Origin of the sequence: Rhodococcus sp. NPDC057014, from assembly GCF_042673295.1 — a bacterium.
Lineage (GTDB): Bacteria > Actinomycetota > Actinomycetes > Mycobacteriales > Mycobacteriaceae > Rhodococcus_F.
In genome coordinates this window covers 1-17,181 of the sequence record NZ_JBHUSF010000187.1, presented here as the reverse complement: position 1 = coordinate 17,181, position 17,181 = coordinate 1, and the positions used below count along the sequence as shown (strand labels likewise).

At 69.5% G+C, this 17,181-nt stretch carries 17 protein-coding genes; 11 read left to right on the top strand and 6 right to left on the bottom strand.

Features of this window, described 5'->3' with window-relative positions; translation table 11 throughout:
* Positions 1-29: 29 nt before the first annotated feature.
* Both ACFTZB_RS28900 and mrf read right to left on the bottom strand, forming a co-directional pair.
* Positions 30-284, bottom strand: a complete 255-nt coding sequence (locus ACFTZB_RS28900) for a type B 50S ribosomal protein L31 (protein WP_378436532.1) — start codon at positions 282-284, stop codon at positions 30-32.
* Positions 281-1,546, bottom strand: coding sequence for a ribosome hibernation factor-recruiting GTPase MRF (mrf, locus tag ACFTZB_RS28895; protein WP_378436530.1), 1,266 nt, complete (start codon positions 1,544-1,546; stop codon positions 281-283). Before mrf ends, ACFTZB_RS28900 begins: the two co-directional genes overlap by 4 nt.
* 97 nt (positions 1,547-1,643) lie before the next feature.
* Here mrf and rpmB point away from each other — a divergent pair, with 97 nt between their 5' ends.
* Genes rpmB through rpsR form a run of 4 tightly spaced genes read left to right on the top strand, consistent with a single transcriptional unit; the run spans position 1,644 to position 2,629 of the window.
* Positions 1,644-1,880: a 50S ribosomal protein L28 gene (rpmB, locus tag ACFTZB_RS28890; RefSeq protein ID WP_124389227.1), complete on the top strand. Its 237-nt coding sequence runs from the start codon at positions 1,644-1,646 to the stop codon at positions 1,878-1,880.
* The gene (rpmG, locus tag ACFTZB_RS28885; protein ID WP_005238642.1) at positions 1,880-2,047 is read left to right on the top strand and encodes a 50S ribosomal protein L33; all 168 of its coding nucleotides are present in this window, start codon (positions 1,880-1,882) and stop codon (positions 2,045-2,047) included. The genes rpmB and rpmG overlap by 1 nt, the downstream gene beginning before the upstream one ends.
* A 12-nt stretch (positions 2,048-2,059) precedes the next feature.
* Complete coding sequence (gene rpsN, locus ACFTZB_RS28880; protein ID WP_005259913.1) at positions 2,060-2,365, top strand: 30S ribosomal protein S14; 306 nt, start codon at positions 2,060-2,062, stop codon at positions 2,363-2,365.
* 9 nt (positions 2,366-2,374) lie between these two features.
* Positions 2,375-2,629: a 30S ribosomal protein S18 gene (gene rpsR, locus ACFTZB_RS28875; protein ID WP_005238639.1), complete on the top strand. Its 255-nt coding sequence runs from the start codon at positions 2,375-2,377 to the stop codon at positions 2,627-2,629.
* 60 nt (positions 2,630-2,689) lie between these two features.
* Here rpsR and ACFTZB_RS28870 read toward each other — a convergent pair whose 3' ends face one another.
* The 3 genes from ACFTZB_RS28870 to ACFTZB_RS28860 all read right to left on the bottom strand — a co-directional run bounded on the left by ACFTZB_RS28870 (position 2,690) and on the right by ACFTZB_RS28860 (position 4,931).
* Entirely contained in the window at positions 2,690-3,283 is a 594-nt protein-coding gene (locus tag ACFTZB_RS28870) for a DUF305 domain-containing protein (RefSeq protein WP_378436526.1), read from the bottom strand.
* A 70-nt stretch (positions 3,284-3,353) separates the two neighbouring features.
* Positions 3,354-3,743 (bottom strand): DUF6153 family protein, encoded by a 390-nt coding sequence (locus tag ACFTZB_RS28865; protein ID WP_378436524.1) that lies wholly within the window; start codon positions 3,741-3,743, stop codon positions 3,354-3,356.
* Between the two features lie 135 nt (positions 3,744-3,878).
* Positions 3,879-4,931: a serine hydrolase domain-containing protein gene (locus ACFTZB_RS28860; protein WP_378436522.1), complete on the bottom strand. Its 1,053-nt coding sequence runs from the start codon at positions 4,929-4,931 to the stop codon at positions 3,879-3,881.
* A gap of 140 nt (positions 4,932-5,071) precedes the next feature.
* Between ACFTZB_RS28860 and ACFTZB_RS28855 the strand changes: the two genes are divergently transcribed.
* The 5 genes from ACFTZB_RS28855 to ACFTZB_RS28835 all read left to right on the top strand — a co-directional run bounded on the left by ACFTZB_RS28855 (position 5,072) and on the right by ACFTZB_RS28835 (position 12,384).
* Positions 5,072-6,001: an AEC family transporter gene (locus ACFTZB_RS28855; protein WP_378436520.1), complete on the top strand. Its 930-nt coding sequence runs from the start codon at positions 5,072-5,074 to the stop codon at positions 5,999-6,001.
* Positions 6,002-6,015: 14 nt separating this feature from the next.
* Positions 6,016-6,480 (top strand): hypothetical protein, encoded by a 465-nt coding sequence (locus ACFTZB_RS28850; RefSeq protein ID WP_378436518.1) that lies wholly within the window; start codon positions 6,016-6,018, stop codon positions 6,478-6,480.
* Between the two features lies 1 nt (position 6,481).
* Positions 6,482-7,645 carry an MFS transporter gene (locus ACFTZB_RS28845; RefSeq protein ID WP_378436534.1) on the top strand — a complete coding sequence of 388 codons (1,164 nt, stop codon included), beginning with the start codon at positions 6,482-6,484 and terminating at the stop codon, positions 7,643-7,645.
* Positions 7,646-7,794: 149 nt separating this feature from the next.
* Entirely contained in the window at positions 7,795-10,971 is a 3,177-nt protein-coding gene (locus tag ACFTZB_RS28840; protein WP_378436515.1) for an NAD-glutamate dehydrogenase domain-containing protein, read from the top strand.
* A 51-nt stretch (positions 10,972-11,022) separates the two neighbouring features.
* Positions 11,023-12,384, top strand: coding sequence for a flavin monoamine oxidase family protein (locus tag ACFTZB_RS28835; RefSeq protein ID WP_378436513.1), 1,362 nt, complete (start codon positions 11,023-11,025; stop codon positions 12,382-12,384).
* 24 nt (positions 12,385-12,408) lie between these two features.
* Here the strand turns inward: ACFTZB_RS28835 and ACFTZB_RS28830 are convergent, their stop codons facing one another.
* Complete coding sequence (locus ACFTZB_RS28830; protein WP_378436511.1) at positions 12,409-13,935, bottom strand: PucR family transcriptional regulator; 1,527 nt, start codon at positions 13,933-13,935, stop codon at positions 12,409-12,411.
* A 289-nt stretch (positions 13,936-14,224) separates the two neighbouring features.
* Here ACFTZB_RS28830 and ACFTZB_RS28825 point away from each other — a divergent pair, with 289 nt between their 5' ends.
* Together ACFTZB_RS28825 and ACFTZB_RS28820 are read left to right on the top strand one after the other, a co-directional pair.
* The gene (locus ACFTZB_RS28825; protein ID WP_378436508.1) at positions 14,225-15,478 is read left to right on the top strand and encodes an MFS transporter; all 1,254 of its coding nucleotides are present in this window, start codon (positions 14,225-14,227) and stop codon (positions 15,476-15,478) included.
* Positions 15,479-15,495: 17 nt separating this feature from the next.
* The gene (locus tag ACFTZB_RS28820) at positions 15,496-17,142 is read left to right on the top strand and encodes an amidohydrolase (RefSeq protein ID WP_378436506.1); all 1,647 of its coding nucleotides are present in this window, start codon (positions 15,496-15,498) and stop codon (positions 17,140-17,142) included.
* Positions 17,143-17,181 lie beyond the last annotated feature (39 nt).

The following is a 17,181-nucleotide window of genomic DNA, read 5'->3' as shown; positions in this document are numbered from 1 at the left end:
CTTGTTAACCGCCCGCGGTTAACAAGTACTCACGGGCGCCTGCGTACTCCGTACCGGCGCTCGAACTTCTCGACGCGGCCCGCGGTGTCCATCACGCGCTGCGCACCGGTCCAGAACGGGTGCGACTCACTGGTCACGTCCACGACCACCAGCGGATAGGTGTTGCCGTCCTCCCACACGGCGGTGCGATCGCTGGTCAGCGTCGACCGCGTGAGGAACGTGGTTCCGGTGCTCGCGTCCTGAAACACCACGGGGTGGTAGTCGGGATGGATTCCTGGTTTCATTCGTGTCCCTCTCTCGATTCGGGTTCTGCGTAGGGTGATTCGCTGCTCTCGCAGGGGTCTTCGTGGAACTGCCCGAACGGGTCGGGCCACGACCGCCAGGCGTCTTCGTCGGCGAGTTCGTCGTCGGTGACGAGCGCCCACTGCAGCGTGCGGTCGATCTCGGTGGGGTCGGCGGCGTGCACCAGCACCACCATCGACGTGTGCCGGTCGCCGAAGCGTTCGTCCCAGCACAGCGCGGCCATCGCACGACGCGCGACCCCGACCTCCTCCTGTTCCTCCGGAGTCATGGCCGCGAGCCAGCGGTCGGCGCTCGCCACCCGCAGTCCCCCACCGGCCGACTCGAGCCACAGCGCCTCGTCCGGCTGCGTCGCGACCCACACGCGTCCGCGTGAGGTGACGACGCCGTCGAGGAGCACGTCGACGGCCTCGTGCAGCCGCTCCGGATGGAACGGCCGGGTGGCGGTGAACTCGACGAGCATCACACCGCAGTCGTGGGACAGCGGCGGCTGCCCGCGCAGCAGGGGTGAGTGGGCGTGGGACGGCTCACCGCGGCGCGCGCCGGCCGGGATGTCGAGGAGCAGTCGCTCGACGTCGACGGCGTCCCCGCCCCACCTGATCGGTGCGCCCGGTGCGAGCCGGGCCAGGACGGCGTGGAGCCGGGCCTGCTGCCAGCCGTCGCCCGCGCTGCCCGCCACCACGAGGGCGTCGGCGAAGTCCACCTGCCCGACCGCGATCTGCGCCACGGTGCGGTCGTCGTCCAGCGCTTCGTCGCCGGTGGCGTCGGCCAGCCACGATCCCGCGTCGAGGCAGGTGACGACGCCGTCGACGCGCACGTCCCGCGACGCAGGACCGTCGATCTGCCCCACCACACCGCACACCGACACGTGCTCGACAGCCCAGCAGACGGCCTCGGGTTCGAGCCTGCGATCGAGGTGCAGCACGATGCGCTGCACCGAACTGCGGGTGTGCAGGCGGCGGATGAGCGGGAGGAGGTCCTCGCGCAGCGTGCAGGAGATGCAGCCGTGTGCCAGTTCGAGGATGCGGAGACGCTCGCGCGGCGCACCCGATTCCAGCGTGGTGACGGTGCGGCGCACGACGCCCTCGTGCACGAGGTCGAGGTCGTGATGCACGACGACGGTGCCGTCGCGGAGCAGCGAGCGAGCCGCGTCCTCGGTGGGGCCGTTCGAGCCGGATACCAGGATCAGCGGCGTCCGGCCGTCGAGTATCTCGTTCACGAGCACCCTTTCGATAACGATTGTCATTACGTTGACGGAACGCTACATTGGAAACTCGCCGTTGTCGAAAATGATTGTCATCACCCTCTCGTCGAGTGGTCGCGAGAGGCAGAGAGGAACGCCCATGTCGGCGCACTGCCAGGTGACCGGACGCCAGCCAGGATTCGGCAAGTCCGTGTCGCACTCCCACAAGCGCACCAACCGGCGCTGGGATCCGAACATCCAGAAGAAGACGTATCTCCTGCCCAGCGAGGGGAGGCGGATCACCCTCACGCTGTCCGCGAAAGGCATCAAGACCGTCGACCGGGACGGCATCGAAGCCGTCGTCGCCCGGATCCGCGCCCGCGGGGAGAAGGTCTGATGGCCGCCCGCAACGAGATCCGCCCGATCGTCAAACTCAAATCGACGGCGGGCACCGGCTACACGTACGTCACCCGCAAGAACCGCCGCAACGACCCGGACCGTCTGGTGATGAAAAAGTACGACCCGGTCGTGCGGAAGCACGTCGATTTCCGAGAAGAGAAGTAGAAGACACCGCACATGGCAAAGAAGTCGAAGATCGCGAAGAACGAGCAACGAAAGATCGTCGTGGCACGCTGGGCCGAGCGCCGCGCGGAGCTGAAGGAGACCATCCGCCGTCCGTCGAGCAGCGAAGACGAGCGCGCGGAGGCCCGGGCGGCACTGCAGCGTCTGCCCCGCGACGCGAGTCCGGTACGATTGCGCAATCGAGACGCTGCGGATGGACGTCCGCGCGGCCACCTGAGGAAGTTCGGGCTCTCTCGCGTGCGTGTTCGCGAGATGGCGCACCGCGGGGAGCTGCCAGGCGTCCACAAGTCGAGCTGGTAAAGGAAGAAGATGGCAGTCAAGAGAGCACCGTCGAAGAAGCCGCGTCCCGTCGAGGGCCGCAAGCCCAAGAAGAACCCGTTGTTCGCGGCCAAGATCGAGTACGTCGATTACAAGGACATTAACCTCCTCCGCACGTTCATCTCGGACCGCGGCAAGATCCGTAGCCGCCGCGTCACGGGCCTGACCCCGCAGCAGCAGCGTCAGGTTGCCGTCGCCGTCAAGAACGCTCGCGAGATGGCTCTGCTGCCCTTCACGAGCCGGTAACTCGCAAGGCACCGAAAAGGCCCCGTAATCCTCGGATTACGGGGCCTTTCGTCATTCCGGTCAGCCGAGCGCGGCCCGCATGTCGGCGATCTCCCGCTGCTGGGCGGTCACGATGTCGGTGGCCATCCGCTTCGCGTCCGGGTTCTCACCGTCGGCGAGTTCGGTGTTCGCCATGTCGATCGCGCCCTCGTGGTGCTCGATCATCATCGTCAGCCATTGCCGGTCGAATTCGGTGCCCGACAATGCCGCCAGGGCGGCCATCCGATCGGCCGACATCATGCCGTCGCCGTGGTCCATGCTGCCGTGGTCCATGCCGGGCATGTCGGACGACGGAACCGGTTGTCCCCACTGCTGGAGCCAGGCGGTCATCCGGTCCATCTCCGGTTGCTGCGCCGCCTTTATCGCGGCGGCGAGAGCGACCACGTCCGTATTGTCGGTGCGACCGGCGACCATGTCGGCCATCTTCACCGCCTGCGCGTGGTGTGGGTACATGCCGTTCACGAACGCGATGTCGGCGTCGTTGAACGGCGCCTGCGATGGGGCCGCGGACGTCGTGGCACCGGGCGTCGAGGCCGAGTCGGTGCTGCTACACCCGGTCAGGACGAGAGCGGCCGCCGCCGCGGCGGAGATCAGGGCTGTGCTGGTGGTACGCATGAGGAACTCCTCGGGATCAATTCGGAAGATGACAGTCGGATCCGCCGGGGCACACGCCCCGGGCCCCCTGTCACACCCGCAGAATCGAAAGTTCCGCCAACGACAACACCGTCCACGGCGGCGGGCCACGCCCCGACTGCCCACCGTCGGCGCTCACCCGCGACCGTCGCGCCGCGGGATCCGCGGACCGCCACCACAGCAGCATCGCCGACGTCAGCGCGGCGATCACCACGATCACACCGGCACACTGGTGGCCGGTGAGATGCGGCTGCTCGCAACCGTCCCCGCCGCATCCGTGGGGGTCCTCGTCGTGGGTCGCGGTGGCCGAGGGCTGTTCGTGCACCGCGGCGATCGCGGTCGGCGCGATCAGGCTGTGCATGAGGAGCACGCCGGCGGCGACGGCGATCAGTAGTGCGGCACGCGCCGCGACTGTGCGCCTCCGCCCTGCTGCCGTCTCCACAGCCCCACTGTAACCGGACATACCCAGTGGGGGTACCCAGGTGAGTGGCGATTCGTGCCCGAGGACACTGTGCCACTCACCTGGGGGGACGCCGGGCAGGTGAGTGGCAAAGTGTGCCGGGGGACGCGTTCGCACTCACATGGGGGTGTGCGCGAGAATCTCCAGACCCTGCTGCTCGAGTCCGCCGATCGTGTCGGTGAGAACGACGAGCCCGCGGCCGTTCGCCCGGTCGAGCACGACGGTGCACTGGAAACCACCCGTCGCGCCGCCGTGCAGTGTGTAGTCCCGGCCCTCGAACGGGACGATCGACCACGTCAGCGCCCGGTAGCTGTCGCCGACCCACCGCGGGTCCATGGCGGTGCCACCCGGGACCGTACCGTCGAGCAGCGCCCGGACATACGTCGCCATGTCGTTCGCCGTGGACCGCAATCCACCGGCCGGGGCGTACGCATCCAGCGGCCACGGATCCTGCGACCGGTGCAGGACGTCGAATCCGCGGGTGACGTCCGCCGGTAGGTCGGCAGCGGTGAGCGGCATCCACGACTGCGACAGTCCGAGCGGGACGAGCATGCGCTCGCGCAGCAGCGACGGGTAGTCGGTGTGCGCGGCCGCGGCCAGTGCCTGGCCGAGCAGCGCGAAACCGACGGTCGAGTAGGAGTAGCTGCCGCGGGTCGTGAGCGGCGCCGACCGCAGTTGCTCCAGCAGCGTGTCCCGGTCGTAGGTGAACGGGTTGGACGCGACCACCCAGTGCCCGACGGCGACCACGGTGTCGGTGCTCATCGGGAACTGCGCCAGACCGGACGTGTGCGACGCCAACTCGAGGAGCGTCACGTCGCCGACCGGCGCACCCTGCAGCGGCAGCACGTCCGCGACCTTCGTGTCCTCGCGCACCTCACCCCGGGCGACGGCGTCGACGAACAGTTCGGCGGTGAACGTCTTGGTGACGGAACCGATCTCGAAGTCGGTGTCCTCGGTGGCCCCGAAGTTCGCGTACCGGGTGCCGGAGGCGTCGATGTACGCGACGCTCGCGTTCTCCCGGTAGCTGCGCCCGAGGACCTGTCCGGCGAGCGCGATCAGAGCCGGATCCCCGCTCGACGGCGGTGCCAGCGCCGACGCTATGGGAGCGGCACCCCAGGCGAGGGTCCACGCACAGAACAGCGCGCAGAGAACGGTCGTTCGACGCAGCATTGCGACTCCTCGCGCGCGACGGAACGCGCACACAGACGATGTCCCCGACCGGACGCCATTGTCACCCACCCGAACGCCTCGCACTAGACTTCGGAAGGTTTGCCGACAGAGGCATCCCTGTCGAGGAGGTGCCCCGCAGCGTGTCGGGAGTGGTTGCGGGATTCACCGTCATATTCGTGATCATCGCGATCGGCTACATTCTCGGCCGGCGCGGGACGCTGGGCGCCGAGGGCGAATCCGTCCTGGGCAGGCTGGTGTTCTTCGTCGCCACACCGGCGCTGCTGTTCGAATCGCTCGCATCGTCCGACCTCTCGGTGATCTTCTCGCCCACACTGGCCGTCGCGGCTGCCACGGCATTGACGGTCGGCGCACTGTACATGGTCGTGGCGAAGCTGTGGCTACACAGGTCCCTTCCGGAACTGACGATCGGTGCGCTGTCGTCCTCGTATGTGAACTCCGCGAATCTGGGCATTCCCATCGCGGTCTTCGTGCTGGGGGACGCCTCGTTCGTGGCGCCGCTGCTGCTGTTCCAGATCATCGCGTACTCCCCGATCGCCCTGACCATCCTGGACGTCACCACCCTCCGGCGCGGCGCCTCGCGACTCGAGACGGTCACCGCGCCGTTCACGAACCCGATCGTCGTGGCGGGCGCGGCGGGACTGCTGATCGCGATCCTCGGCTGGACCCCGCCCGAGGCGCTGATGCAGCCGTTCCGGCTCATCGGTGGCGCGTCCGTACCGGGTGCGCTGCTCGCGTTCGGCATCTCCCTGTACGGGGTGCGGGTGCTCGAGAAGGGGACGAGTCCGCGTCGCGACGTCGCGCTGGCATCGGTGCTCAAGATCGTCGTGCAACCCGTGCTCGCCTACCTCATGGCGCGCTATCTGCTCGGGCTTACCGGCCACGAACTATTCGCCATCGTGGTGGTGGCGACACTCCCGACGGCGCAGAACGTCTTCGTCTACGCCAGCCGGTACGGGGTCGGAACGGTGATGGCCCGGGACACCGCATTCGTCACGACTCTGGCCGCGATTCCGGGGATTGCGCTGGTCTCCGGCCTGCTCGCGGGATGAGGTTACCGTGGCTTATGCGCGTAATCGCCCTCGCAGTGCTGGCCTGCCTCGCCGTCGCCGGATGCGGGTCCGGTTCGAGCACCGACGAACCGACGATTCCCCCGGAAATCGCGTCCGCAGTGGATCCCAGCCCGACCAATCCGTCGTCGGGGATGCCCATTCCCTCCGAAGTGCCCGGCGAGGACTTCGGCACCGTCTTCGAACCGCGGCCCGACATCGTCCGGGCGAACCCGACCCCGTTCGAGTCGTGGTCCCGCGCGGACGGCAACAAGGTGGCGATCCACTTCGTCACCGGAACCCCGGAGTGTTACGGCGCCGACGCGGCAGTCACGGAGACCGACACCACCGTGACGATCTCGCTGCGCACCGGCACCCTCCCGGAGGCGGCCGACAAGATGTGCATCCTCGTCGCCGTGTTCGGCACCCTCGAGGTCCAGTTGCAGACCCCGCTCGGCAATCGTCAGGTGATCAACGGATGACCTGGTGAAGCACTGGTTCCTCAACGTCTGCGTTGCCACTGCTCTCCTCCAGGCCGTCTATCACGCCGTCCGCGTTCTCGTCTCCTACCGCGTCCTCGCTCTCGGCGGCGACGCCGTCACGATCGGCGTCGTCACCGCGCTGTTCTCGCTGGCGCCACTGCTCGTGGCCGTCCGGATCGGACGCGCCGTCGACCGCCGGCATGCGGCCGCGGTCCTGCGGGCCGGGGTGCTGCTGACCGCCCTCGGCGTCCTGGTGATCGCCGTCAGCGGCGACCTGATCGTCCTCGGACTCGGGAACGTGATCCTCGGTTTCGGGCAGATCCTCGTGACCGTCGCCGGGCAGGGGTTCATCACGCTCCTCTCCCCGCCTGGTGAACTGGACCGCGGTTTCGCCGGATTGACGCTCGGCGTGTCGGTCGGCCAGGCCGTGGGGGTTCCGCTGGTCGGCGTGATCGCGGCGGGAAGCTCGGACGGCGGGGGCGTCGAGACGACTCTGGCCCTGACGGTGATGGGCGCGGTGGCACTGGCCGCGGTCCCGTTCGCCTGGCCGATTCGTGAACGCCCGCAGCCGGCGGGGCCACCGACGCCCGGCGACCGGCAGTCCGTGGTCAGCATGATCTCGACGACCGGGATGCGACCGGCCGTGTTCAGCAGCCTGATCGTGCTGGCGTCGGTCGACGTCGTCGTCGCGTACCTCCCCGTCCTCGGGCACGAGTTCGGTTTCAGCGTGCTCCTGGTGACGTTGCTGCTGACCGCGCGCACCGCGGCGTCGATCGTGTCGCGCGCGTTCCTGCCGTGGCTGCTGACCCGGGTGCCGCGGTCGAGGCTGCTGGTCTCCGCCACGCTGTGCTCGGCACTGCCCACCGCCCTGCTGCCGTTCGTCCCCCACCCCGCTGGGATGGCGCTGCTGCTCATCGTCGCCGGATTCTTCTGGGGCATCGGCCAGCCGCTGACCATGACGTGGGTGGCCGGGCTCGTCACCGCCGCCAACCGGGCCGCCGCGTTGTCGTTGCGGCTGACCGGCAACCGACTCGGACAGGTCCTGATCCCGCTGGCCGCGGGCGCCGCGGCAGGGGTCGCGGGCACGTCGTCGATCTTCGTGATCACCGGCGGTCTGCTCGGCACCGCGGCCGTCTCGACCTGGCGAGCTGTGAGTACTTCTTAACCGCCGGCGGTTAACAAGTACTCACGGGTGCCGAAACGTCGCGTCCACCGACACACGACGCTCCACTTCGTCGGATGTGGCGTGCGTCTCTCCTCGACACACTGGTTCCCAGTCACGCGTTTGTCAGATCAGGGGTCAGGAGCCACACGATGAGCTATACCGGTGTCATTCCGAGCACGACCGACACTCCCGGTCCACGCCGGGACGAGGCCGCCGTGTCGAGCGCGGTCCTGGCGTCCGGAGGTACCACCCCGCGGCTGCGTTTCGTCGACTCCGCGGACGCACAGCCCGAACCGGCCGCCGTCATGGTGTGGCCGCAGGGCACCCCGCTGCTCGCGGAACTGGTCGCGTTGTTCGCCGACCTCGGGTTGCAGGTCGCGTCCCACGAACAGCTGCCCGACGGCGAGCCCGGCAGCCCGCTGGTCCACCGGTTCGATTTCAGCACCGGCGACTTCGCCTGGGACGCCGCAACTCCCGGACTGCTCTCCGACGCGTTCGAGGCCGCGGCCGCCGGACATCTGGAGGTCGACGGTTTCACCCGTCTCGTCGCCGCCGCGACCCTGACGTGGACGGACGCCGTCCTGATCCGGGCGGCGTGCCGGTACCTCCGGCAGGTGGGGCTGGGGCTGTCGGAACCCAACATCGTCGCGATCCTGTTGCGGCACACAGATTTCGTGCGCGGATTCCGCGACCTGTTCACTGCCCGATTCGATCCCGCCGTCGCCGGCTCCGATCGCGAGAACGCCGCGGCGGCCGCCGAGCGGGTGCTGCTCGCCGCGATCGACCGCACCGCGACGATGGACGAGGACCGGCTGCTCCGCGGACTGCTGTCGTTCACCTCGGCGGTGTTGCGCACCAACTGGTTCCGCCACGACCGCACGATCAGCGCCGCCCCCGCGGCATTCAAGATCGACCCGTCGCTGTTGTCGCTGTCCGCGGCCGTGACGCCGTACCGTGAGATCTTCGTGCACTCGCCGATCGTCGAGGGCAGCCACGTCCGCAGCGGCCCGGTGTCCCGCGGCGGACTGCGCTGGTCGGACCGCAAGGACGACTTCCGCACCGAGGTCCTGGGTCTGATGAAGACGCAGCACGTGAAGAACTCGCTGATCGTCCCGATGGGCGCGAAGGGCGCGTTCGTGGTGCGCACCGAGACGACGCCGGACGCGGTCCGCGCGGCGTACACGAGTTTCATCGACGGACTGCTCGACGTCACCGACGACATCGTCGACGGCGAGGTGATCCATCCCCGGGACACCGTGATCTACGACGAGTCCGACCCGTATCTGGTGGTGGCGGCCGACAAGGGCACGGCCCGGTTCTCCGATCTGGCCAACAGCATCGCGACGCGACGCGGCTTCTGGCTCGGTGACGCGTTCGCGTCCGGCGGGTCCGCCGGCTACGACCACAAGGCGATGGGCATCACGGCGCGCGGCGGATGGGTGTCCGTCCGAAGGCATTTCGCGGAGATGGGCAAGAACGTCGACACGGACGCGTTCACCGTGGTCGGCATCGGCGACATGTCCGGCGACGTGTTCGGCAACGGCATGCTGCTCAGCCGCGCCATCCGGCTGGTCGGCGCGTTCGACCACCGACACGTCTTCCTCGATCCCGAACCGGATTCCGAGGCGTCCTACCGCGAACGCGAGCGCCTCGCGTCGGTGCCCGGCAGCAGCTGGGACGACTACGACCGCAGCCTCGTCTCGGCGGGTGGCGGTGTGTGGCCGCGGACGGCGAAGAAGATCCCGCTGTCGCCGCAGGTGCGTGAACGTCTCGGCGTGACCGCCACCGAACTCCCCCCGCACGAGGTGGTGAAGGCGCTGCTCACCGCGGACGTCGACCTGTTGTGGAACGGCGGAATCGGCACGTACGTCAAGGCGTCTGCCGAGGGGCACGCGGACGCCGCCGACCCGGCCAACGACGCCGTCCGGGTGGAGGCGAGCGACGTGCGCGCCGCGGTGATCGGCGAGGGCGGCAACCTCGGTCTCACCCAGCGCGCCCGGATCGAGTACGCGCTGAACGGCGGCCGGATCAACGCCGACTTCATCGACAACGCGACCGGCGTCGCCACCTCGGATCGGGAGGTGAACCTGAAGGTCGCGCTGGACGCCGCCGTCGCGGCCGGCGAACTCCCCGCGGCGGAACGGAACACGCTGCTCGCCCGGGTTCAGGACGAGATCGGCGAATCGGTGCTCGCCGACGCCGCCTCCCAGACCCTCGCGATCAGCCTCGCCGAGGTCCACGCCCCGTTCCTGCTCGGACGCCACGAGCGGCTGATCGAGAACCTCGAACGGGACGCCGGCATCAGCCGGGCCGCGGAGGTCCTGCCGTCGGCGGCGGAACTGTCCGCGCGCCACCGCGCGGGCCAGGGACTGGTGCGGCCGGAGATCGCCGTCCTGCTCGCGCAGTCGAAGAACCTCGTCGTCACCGAACTGCTCGCCTCCCCCGTCCTCGACTTCGCGGTGTTCGACGGCGTGCTCGCCGACTACTTCCCTGCGCCCATCCGCGAACGCGTTCCCCGCCAGATCAGCGGGCACCGGCTCGCCAGGGAGATCGTGGCCGTCATCGTGGCGGGCGACATGATCGACCGGGTGGGACCGGGCCTGATCCACCGCCTGGAGGAGCGACTCGGCGTCGGTACCCCCGAGATCACCGTCGCGTACGCGGTGGTGCGGCAGGTGTTCGACATCGACCGGCTGTGGAACGAGGTGCTCACGCTGCCCGGCGCGTCGCACCGGACCCGGCTGAATCTGCACTTCGGCATCCAGGACCTGATCGAGCGCACGACGTCGTGGCTGCTGCGGCACCGTGGCACGGATGCGCAGCAGCTGATCGAGCGCTTCGCGAAGCCGGTCCAGGAACTCGCGGCCGCGCTGCCCCGCCTCACCGGTGCGCCGGCCCAGGACCTGGGCACGCTGCGGATCCTGGCGCAGGCCTTCGCGCTGGAGACCACCGCGCAGTCGCTGGACCTGCCGATCACCCAGGTGGCCGAGACGTACCGCGAATTCGGCCGCGTCGTGGGCCTCGACTGGCTGTCGGAGCGGTTCTCCGTCGGCGAGACCGGGACCGCGTACTGGGAGGCGATGGCGGGAGCCGTCCTCGTCGACAACCTCCAGGAGCACTGGCACGGCCTGATCGGGCTCGTCCTGCACGGCGCCTCGCCCGCGACGACCGCCTCCGACGCCGTCGCCCACTGGCTGACCGAACACGCCACCGCCGCGGACCGCCTGGCTCAGATGCTCGGCGAACTGCGCAGCCTCGACCGCGTGGACAACGCGAGCATCTGCGTCATCGACGCCGAACTGTCGCTCGCGCTCACCCGCTGCTGAACCAGATCCACCGTTCATCCACCTCAGCACTTCAACCAAAGGAGCTCGAAAGTGCCTACTCTCCAACGTGATGTCGCCATCGTCGGCGCAGGCCCGTCCGGCCTGGCCGCAGCGACGGCGCTGCGTAAGGCGGGGTTGTCCGTCGCCGTCCTGGAGGCGCGCGACCGCGTCGGAGGCCGCACCTGGACCGACACCATCGACGGCGCGATGCTGGAGATCGGCGGTCAGTGGGTCTCCCCCGACCAGACTGCGCTGATCTCGCTGCTCGACGAACTCGGCCTGGAGACGTTCGACCGGTACCGCGAGGGCGAATCCGTGTACATCTCGGCCGCAGGCGACCGCACCCGCTACACCGGTGAGTCGTTCCCCGTCGACGAGACGACCCGTAAGGAGATGGATCGCCTGGTCCAGATCCTCGACGACCTCGCCGCGCAGATCGGGGCCGAGGAGCCCTGGGCGCATCCGCTGGCGCGCGAACTGGACACGATCTCGTTCAAGCACTGGCTGATCGAGCAGTCCGACGACGCCGAGGCCCGCGACAACATCGGCCTGTTCATCGCCGGCGGCATGCTGACCAAGCCGGCGCACTCGTTCTCCGCGCTGCAGGCCGTGCTCATGGCTGCGTCCGCCGGATCGTTCTCGCACCTGGTCGACGAGGACTTCATCCTCGACAAGCGGGTCATCGGCGGTATGCAGCAGGTGTCGATCCGGATGGCGGCCGCCCTCGGCGACGACGTCTTCCTGAACGCCCCTGTGCGCACCGTCCGGTGGACCGAGGACGGCGCAGTGGTGCTGGCGGACGGGGACATTCGCGTGGAGGCCTCCCGCGTGATCCTCGCCGTCCCGCCGAACCTGTACTCCCGCATCTCCTACGATCCGCCGCTGCCGCGCCGCCAGCACCAGATGCACCAGCACCAGTCGCTGGGACTCGTCATCAAGGTGCACGCCGTGTACGAGACCCCGTTCTGGCGGGCGGACGGCTTGTCCGGCACCGGATTCGGCGCCTCCGAGGTCGTGCAGGAGGTGTACGACAACACCAACCACGAGGACACCCGCGGCACCCTCGTCGCGTTCGTGTCGGACGAGAAGGCCGACGCGATGTTCGCGCTGAGCGAGGAGGAGCGCCGCGCCACCATCCTCGGCTCGCTCGCCCGCTACCTCGGACCGCAGGCTGCCGAGCCGGTGGTGTATTACGAGTCCGACTGGGGCTCCGAGGAATGGACCCGGGGCGCGTACGCCGCGAGCTTCGACCTCGGTGGCCTGCACCGGTACGGCAAGGACACGCGGACGCCCGTCGGACCGTTCCACTTCTCCTGCTCGGACATCGCCGCCGAGGGCTACCAGCACGTGGACGGCGCCGTCCGGATGGGTCAGCGCACCGCCGCGGACATCGTCGCCCGCCTCGGACAGTAGTCCCGTCCGGTCATCGCCCGGCAGTCACGACTGCCGGGCGATGATCGCGAGCAGCAGTTCGGCGCGCACCCGCGCCACGTCCAGCCTGCAGTCGATCAGCGATTCGATCCGCGCCATGCGGCTGCGCAGGGTGTGCCGGTGCACGCCCATCGCCGCGGCCGCCGACTCCCAGTGCCCGTTCGCCTCGAGGAACGCCCGCAGCGACCCGAGCAGTTCGGTGCCGTTGGTGCGGTCGTAGTCGTCGATCGGCGAGATCATCGTGTCCGCCAGCGAGTTCAGCACCTCCCGCGTCGAACTGAACGCGAGCAGCGCGCTGCCGGTCAGCGCCGCGAATTCCAGCGGATCCGCCCCCGCTTCGGCGGCCGACGCGGCCAGTTGGGACTGTTCGATGGCCGCCACGAGTCCGGCGACCTCCCGCCGCCCGCTCAGCCCGGCCCGGATCGCCTTCCGTTCCGGGGCGGACAGGCTGCGCAGCATCGCCCGCGCGAAGTCGACGTCGTCGGTTCCCCGCAGCAGAACGGTGACCCGCGCATCGTGCCTGCGGGAGAACAGTTGCCGTCCGGCCTTGTTCATGGCCACTGCGACCGCCGACTCCGCCCGTTCCGCGAGCGCGGGCGTCTCGGCGACGACGGTGAGTCCGCGGACCATGCCGTCCGCGTCCGCGGCGTGCCGGATCTGCGACCACGCGGGCGCGAGGTCGCGGTCCTCGGTGAGCAGCAGGCCGAGGGCGTGCGAATTGAGCCGGTTCTGCGCCGTCCTGAGCCGCACCGGCTTCTCGAAATCCAACGCGAGCAACGAGTTCGCATGCCCGAGCAGGATCTGGTCCACGTGACTGAGCGCGGTGGGACTGATCACGGCGAGGTGGCCGTGCGGGGTGCTGCCGACGCTGATCTGCTGCACCGTGATCGACGCGCCCGAACGCGCGAGCGACACGCTGCTCGACGCCCCGCCGGTGCCCGCGTCCAGCACATCCCGCAGTTCCCCGAGCACGTCCTCCGCGGGCTGCGCCGGATGCGCCTCCAGCACCCGGCCGGACAGGTCGAGGAGCAGGACGGTGGACGACGTCGCGACGGCGAGTTCGCGGACGGTGGCGCCGGTGCCACCCTGGATGACGGCGCGGGTCATCCGCGGTTGCGCCCGCGACGCGCGCAGCACCGCCTCGTACTCCTGCTCCGCCAGGCGGTTCATGACCCGCTTGACCACGGCCGCGAACGGCGTCGGCAGCGGAATCTCGAGCAGCGGCAGCCCGATCTCGTCGGCGACGATCACCAGATCCTCGGGCACCTCCGGGTGGGAGAGGCCGGTGCCGAACCCGACCGCCGCCACCCCGGCCTCGCCGAGTCCGCGCAGGTACCGTCCCCGGTCGGCGGCCGTCAGCGGAAGCCGGATTCCCGTGGTGAGGAGCAGTTCGCCGCCGGAGAGCCACCGGAAGGGGTCCTGCAGTTCGGTGGTGTGGGCGAACGTGATCTCGTTGCCGAGTCCGGCGGCCCCACCCTTCAGTTCGAGAGTTAGGTCCGGCTGGGACAACATCCAGCGAACGGGAACGGTCATGTCGGCTCCTGCGCAGTGTGCGGTCGGGTCCGTGCCACCCTGACCTGTCGGAATCGGGACAGCGCTGGACAAGTTGGCCAGCTGAGCACGGACGACTACTCCATTGTGTCAGACGCCGACCTCGAACAACGCCGAAACGCAACATTAACGAATCAAGTTCGTTTGCCCCCTTGCGCCCGGGGCACACCCTCCGCATACTTAACGAATCCCATTCGCTAAGTGACCCACGTCTCACGCGGGCCGCCACCCGAGACCCGGAGTTGTCGTTGTCCCACCCCAGGAATCCCACGTGACCGCCGCCGTCCGCGTCCCCCTCACCCTCGGCCGCGGCATCGCCACCTTCAGCGTCTTCGTCGTCGGCTACATCACCGCCAATCTCATCCCGCTCATGATCATCGCGATGGTCGACGACCTCGGCGTCACCCAGACCGTCGCCGGCGCCGTCCTCACCGGTTCGCTGCTGGCCACCGCGCTCGTCTGCCTCGCGACCACCCGGTGGGCGGCAGGCCGCTCACGCCACCTGCTCGGCCGCGTCAGCCTCGTCGTGATGGCCGCCGGTTTCGGCGTCGCCGCCCTCGTCCACTCCGCGCCGATCGCGTGCGCCGCCATCATCGTCGGCGGGATCGGCGCCGGCGGCGCGGTCGCGGTCGGCGGCGCCGCCCTGGCCGCACTGAACAATCCGAACCGGGTGTCCGGGATCAACGGGCTCGTCAACCGCACCGCGGTCACCGGAATCCTCGCGCTGATCCCGATCCTCGGCCTGCACATGACCAATGCCTTCGGGATCGTCGCGGTGCTGGCGCTGGCGACGGTGTTCACGATCACCTGGCTGCCCTCCGCCCCCGCCCCCGCCCCCGCCGCCGCCGGCGACGACGAGCCGAGCGCGGCACACACCCGAACCCCGTTGCCCGAGGGCGTCACCGAGAAGAAACTCGCCGTCGCCGGCTTCTCCCTCCTCGTCCTCTTCGCGATCTGGGCGATCGGCGAGGACTCGCTGTGGGCGGTGTCCGGCATCATGGGCGCCGAACACGCGTCCCTCACCGAACAGCAGATGGGTCTGGCCCTCAGCCTGTCCACCGCGGGCGGTATCGCCGCCGCCCTCGTCCTCACGGCGCTCGGTTCACGCCTCGGCCGCACCGTTCCCACCGCCGTCCTCCTCGGACTCGGCGCCGCCCTGAAACTGGGCTCCTGCCTGGCCACCGATTCGACGACGTATCTGGTGCTCATCATCGCCTGGAACACCGTGTACGCCGCGGCCTTCATCTACGTTGTGGCCATCGCCGCCGCGCTGGACCCGTCCGGCCGCTGGTCCGCCCCACTCCTCGGCACCTACCTGGTGGGGTCGGCGTTCGCCCCGCTCTTCGGCACGCTCGTGACCGGCGCCGTCGGGTACGTCGCGTTCGGTTTCGTCCTGGCGGGCATCAGCCTCGCCCTGCTCGCGCCGATCGTCTGGATCGCCCGCCTGTCGACGCGCACCGAGCGGGCCTCCGCATTACCCGGACAGGATCCCGCTGCCCGGTACACCACCTCGGTGGTCGTCTGACGGAAAGAGAGAACACCATGAACACGGACACGACCCACTACCGCGGCGGCCGGATCTTCACCGCCGCCGAACCGGCCTGGGCCGAGTCGATGATCGTCCGGGGCGACCGCCTGACGTACGTCGGCGACACCGCGATCGCCGACACGCTGTCCGGCGACGCCCGCGTCGTCGACCTCGGCGGGGCGTTCGTCCTGCCCGGCTTCATCGACGCCCACACCCACCTGCTGATGATGGGACAGGCCCTGCAGAAGGTGGACCTGCAGAGCGCCGCCGACCTGACCGACATCCAGGACCGCATCCGCCGATTCGCCGCCGAGAACCCGGACGCACCCCGGCTCCTCGGCCGCAGCTGGCTGTTCTCCGCACTCGACGGGCACCCGCCGACGCGTCAGATGATCGACGCGGCCGAATCCGACCGTCCCGTCTACCTCGATTCCAACGACGTGCACTCGGCGTGGGTGAACACCGCCGCGCTGCGCGAACTCGGCATCGACGCGGACACCCCGGACCCGATCGGCGGCCGCATCGAGCGCGATCCCGTCACCGGTGAGGCCACCGGCATGCTGTTCGAGACGGCGGTGACCCAGATCGTGTGGCCCGCCCTCGCGAAGGCGATCAGCAACGACGAACGGGACACCGCCCTCGCGGCCGCCTTCGAGCAGTATCTCGCCGACGGCGTCACCGGTGCGGTCGACATGGCGCTCGGCGCGGACGAGGTCGCGGCGCTCGAACGCGCACTGGCCGCGGGCGGCGGCACGCTGCCGCTGCGAGTGGCCGGACACTGGCTGATCGAACGAACCGACTCGGAAGAGGACAACGTCCGCCAGGTGCACGAGGCGGCGGAGTACCAGCAGCGCCTGCAGGGCCCGTGGCTGCGGATGGCCGGGATCAAGGTCATCATCGACGGTGTCATCGACAGCTGCACCGCCGCCATGAAAGAGCCGTACTCGGACGGCACGAACGCCGAACCGATCTGGGACCTCGCCTCGCTGGCACCGGTGGTCGCCGCGGCCGACGCCGCCGGACTCCAGGTGGCGATGCACGCCATCGGCGACCAGGCGTCGGAGATCGCGCTCGACGCCCTCGAACAGGCCGTCGCCGCCAACGGGATTCGACCACGCCGGCACCGGATGGAGCACCTGGAGACGATCACGGAGGACAACGTGCAGCGGCTCGCCCGGCTCGGCGTCGTCGCCTCGATGCAACCGGTGCACGCCGACCCGGCGATCCAGGACAACTGGCGGGCGATGCTGGGCGACCATCGGGTCGAGCGGGCGTTCCCGTGGCCCGAGATGACGGCGGCGGGCGCCGTCCTCGCGCTGGGCTCCGACGCCCCCACCGCACCGCATCCCCCGCTGCCCAACATGTACATCGCGACGACGCGCAAGTCCGCGATCGATCCGGCGCTCGCGCCCAACCTGCCCGAGTACGCGCTGCCGATGGCGGACGCGCTCGCGCACGCCACCCGCGACGCCGCCTACTCGTGCCGCTGGGACGACCTCACCGGCCAGCTCGTCGAGGGCAAGGCCGCCGATTTCGTGGTCCTGGACGGGGATCCGTTCACCGCGGGCACCGATTCCCTGCTCACCGCACAGGTGCAGCTGACCGTGGTGGCCGGTTCGGTGCGCCACGAAGCAGCGGTGGCAGGCAGCCTCCACGTGTAGCCGTTCCGGTCAGTCCCGTTCGGCTGCGGCGTCTTTCGT

Bases quoted from the DNA above. Each gene is read 5' to 3' on its own strand.
- ACFTZB_RS28900 (WP_378436532.1), bottom strand. From the start codon at position 284: ATGAAACCAGGAATCCATCCCGACTACCACCCCGTGGTGTTTCAGGAC.
- mrf (WP_378436530.1), bottom strand. From the start codon at position 1,546: ATGACAATCGTTATCGAAAGGGTGCTCGTGAACGAGATACTCGACGGC.
- rpmB (WP_124389227.1), top strand. From the start codon at position 1,644: ATGTCGGCGCACTGCCAGGTGACCGGACGCCAGCCAGGATTCGGCAAG.
- rpmG (WP_005238642.1), top strand. From the start codon at position 1,880: ATGGCCGCCCGCAACGAGATCCGCCCGATCGTCAAACTCAAATCGACG.
- rpsN (WP_005259913.1), top strand. From the start codon at position 2,060: ATGGCAAAGAAGTCGAAGATCGCGAAGAACGAGCAACGAAAGATCGTC.
- rpsR (WP_005238639.1), top strand. From the start codon at position 2,375: ATGGCAGTCAAGAGAGCACCGTCGAAGAAGCCGCGTCCCGTCGAGGGC.
- ACFTZB_RS28870 (WP_378436526.1), bottom strand. From the start codon at position 3,283: ATGCGTACCACCAGCACAGCCCTGATCTCCGCCGCGGCGGCGGCCGCT.
- ACFTZB_RS28860 (WP_378436522.1), bottom strand. From the start codon at position 4,931: ATGCTGCGTCGAACGACCGTTCTCTGCGCGCTGTTCTGTGCGTGGACC.
- ACFTZB_RS28850 (WP_378436518.1), top strand. From the start codon at position 6,016: ATGCGCGTAATCGCCCTCGCAGTGCTGGCCTGCCTCGCCGTCGCCGGA.
- ACFTZB_RS28840 (WP_378436515.1), top strand. From the start codon at position 7,795: ATGAGCTATACCGGTGTCATTCCGAGCACGACCGACACTCCCGGTCCA.
- ACFTZB_RS28830 (WP_378436511.1), bottom strand. From the start codon at position 13,935: ATGACCGTTCCCGTTCGCTGGATGTTGTCCCAGCCGGACCTAACTCTC.
- ACFTZB_RS28820 (WP_378436506.1), top strand. From the start codon at position 15,496: ATGAACACGGACACGACCCACTACCGCGGCGGCCGGATCTTCACCGCC.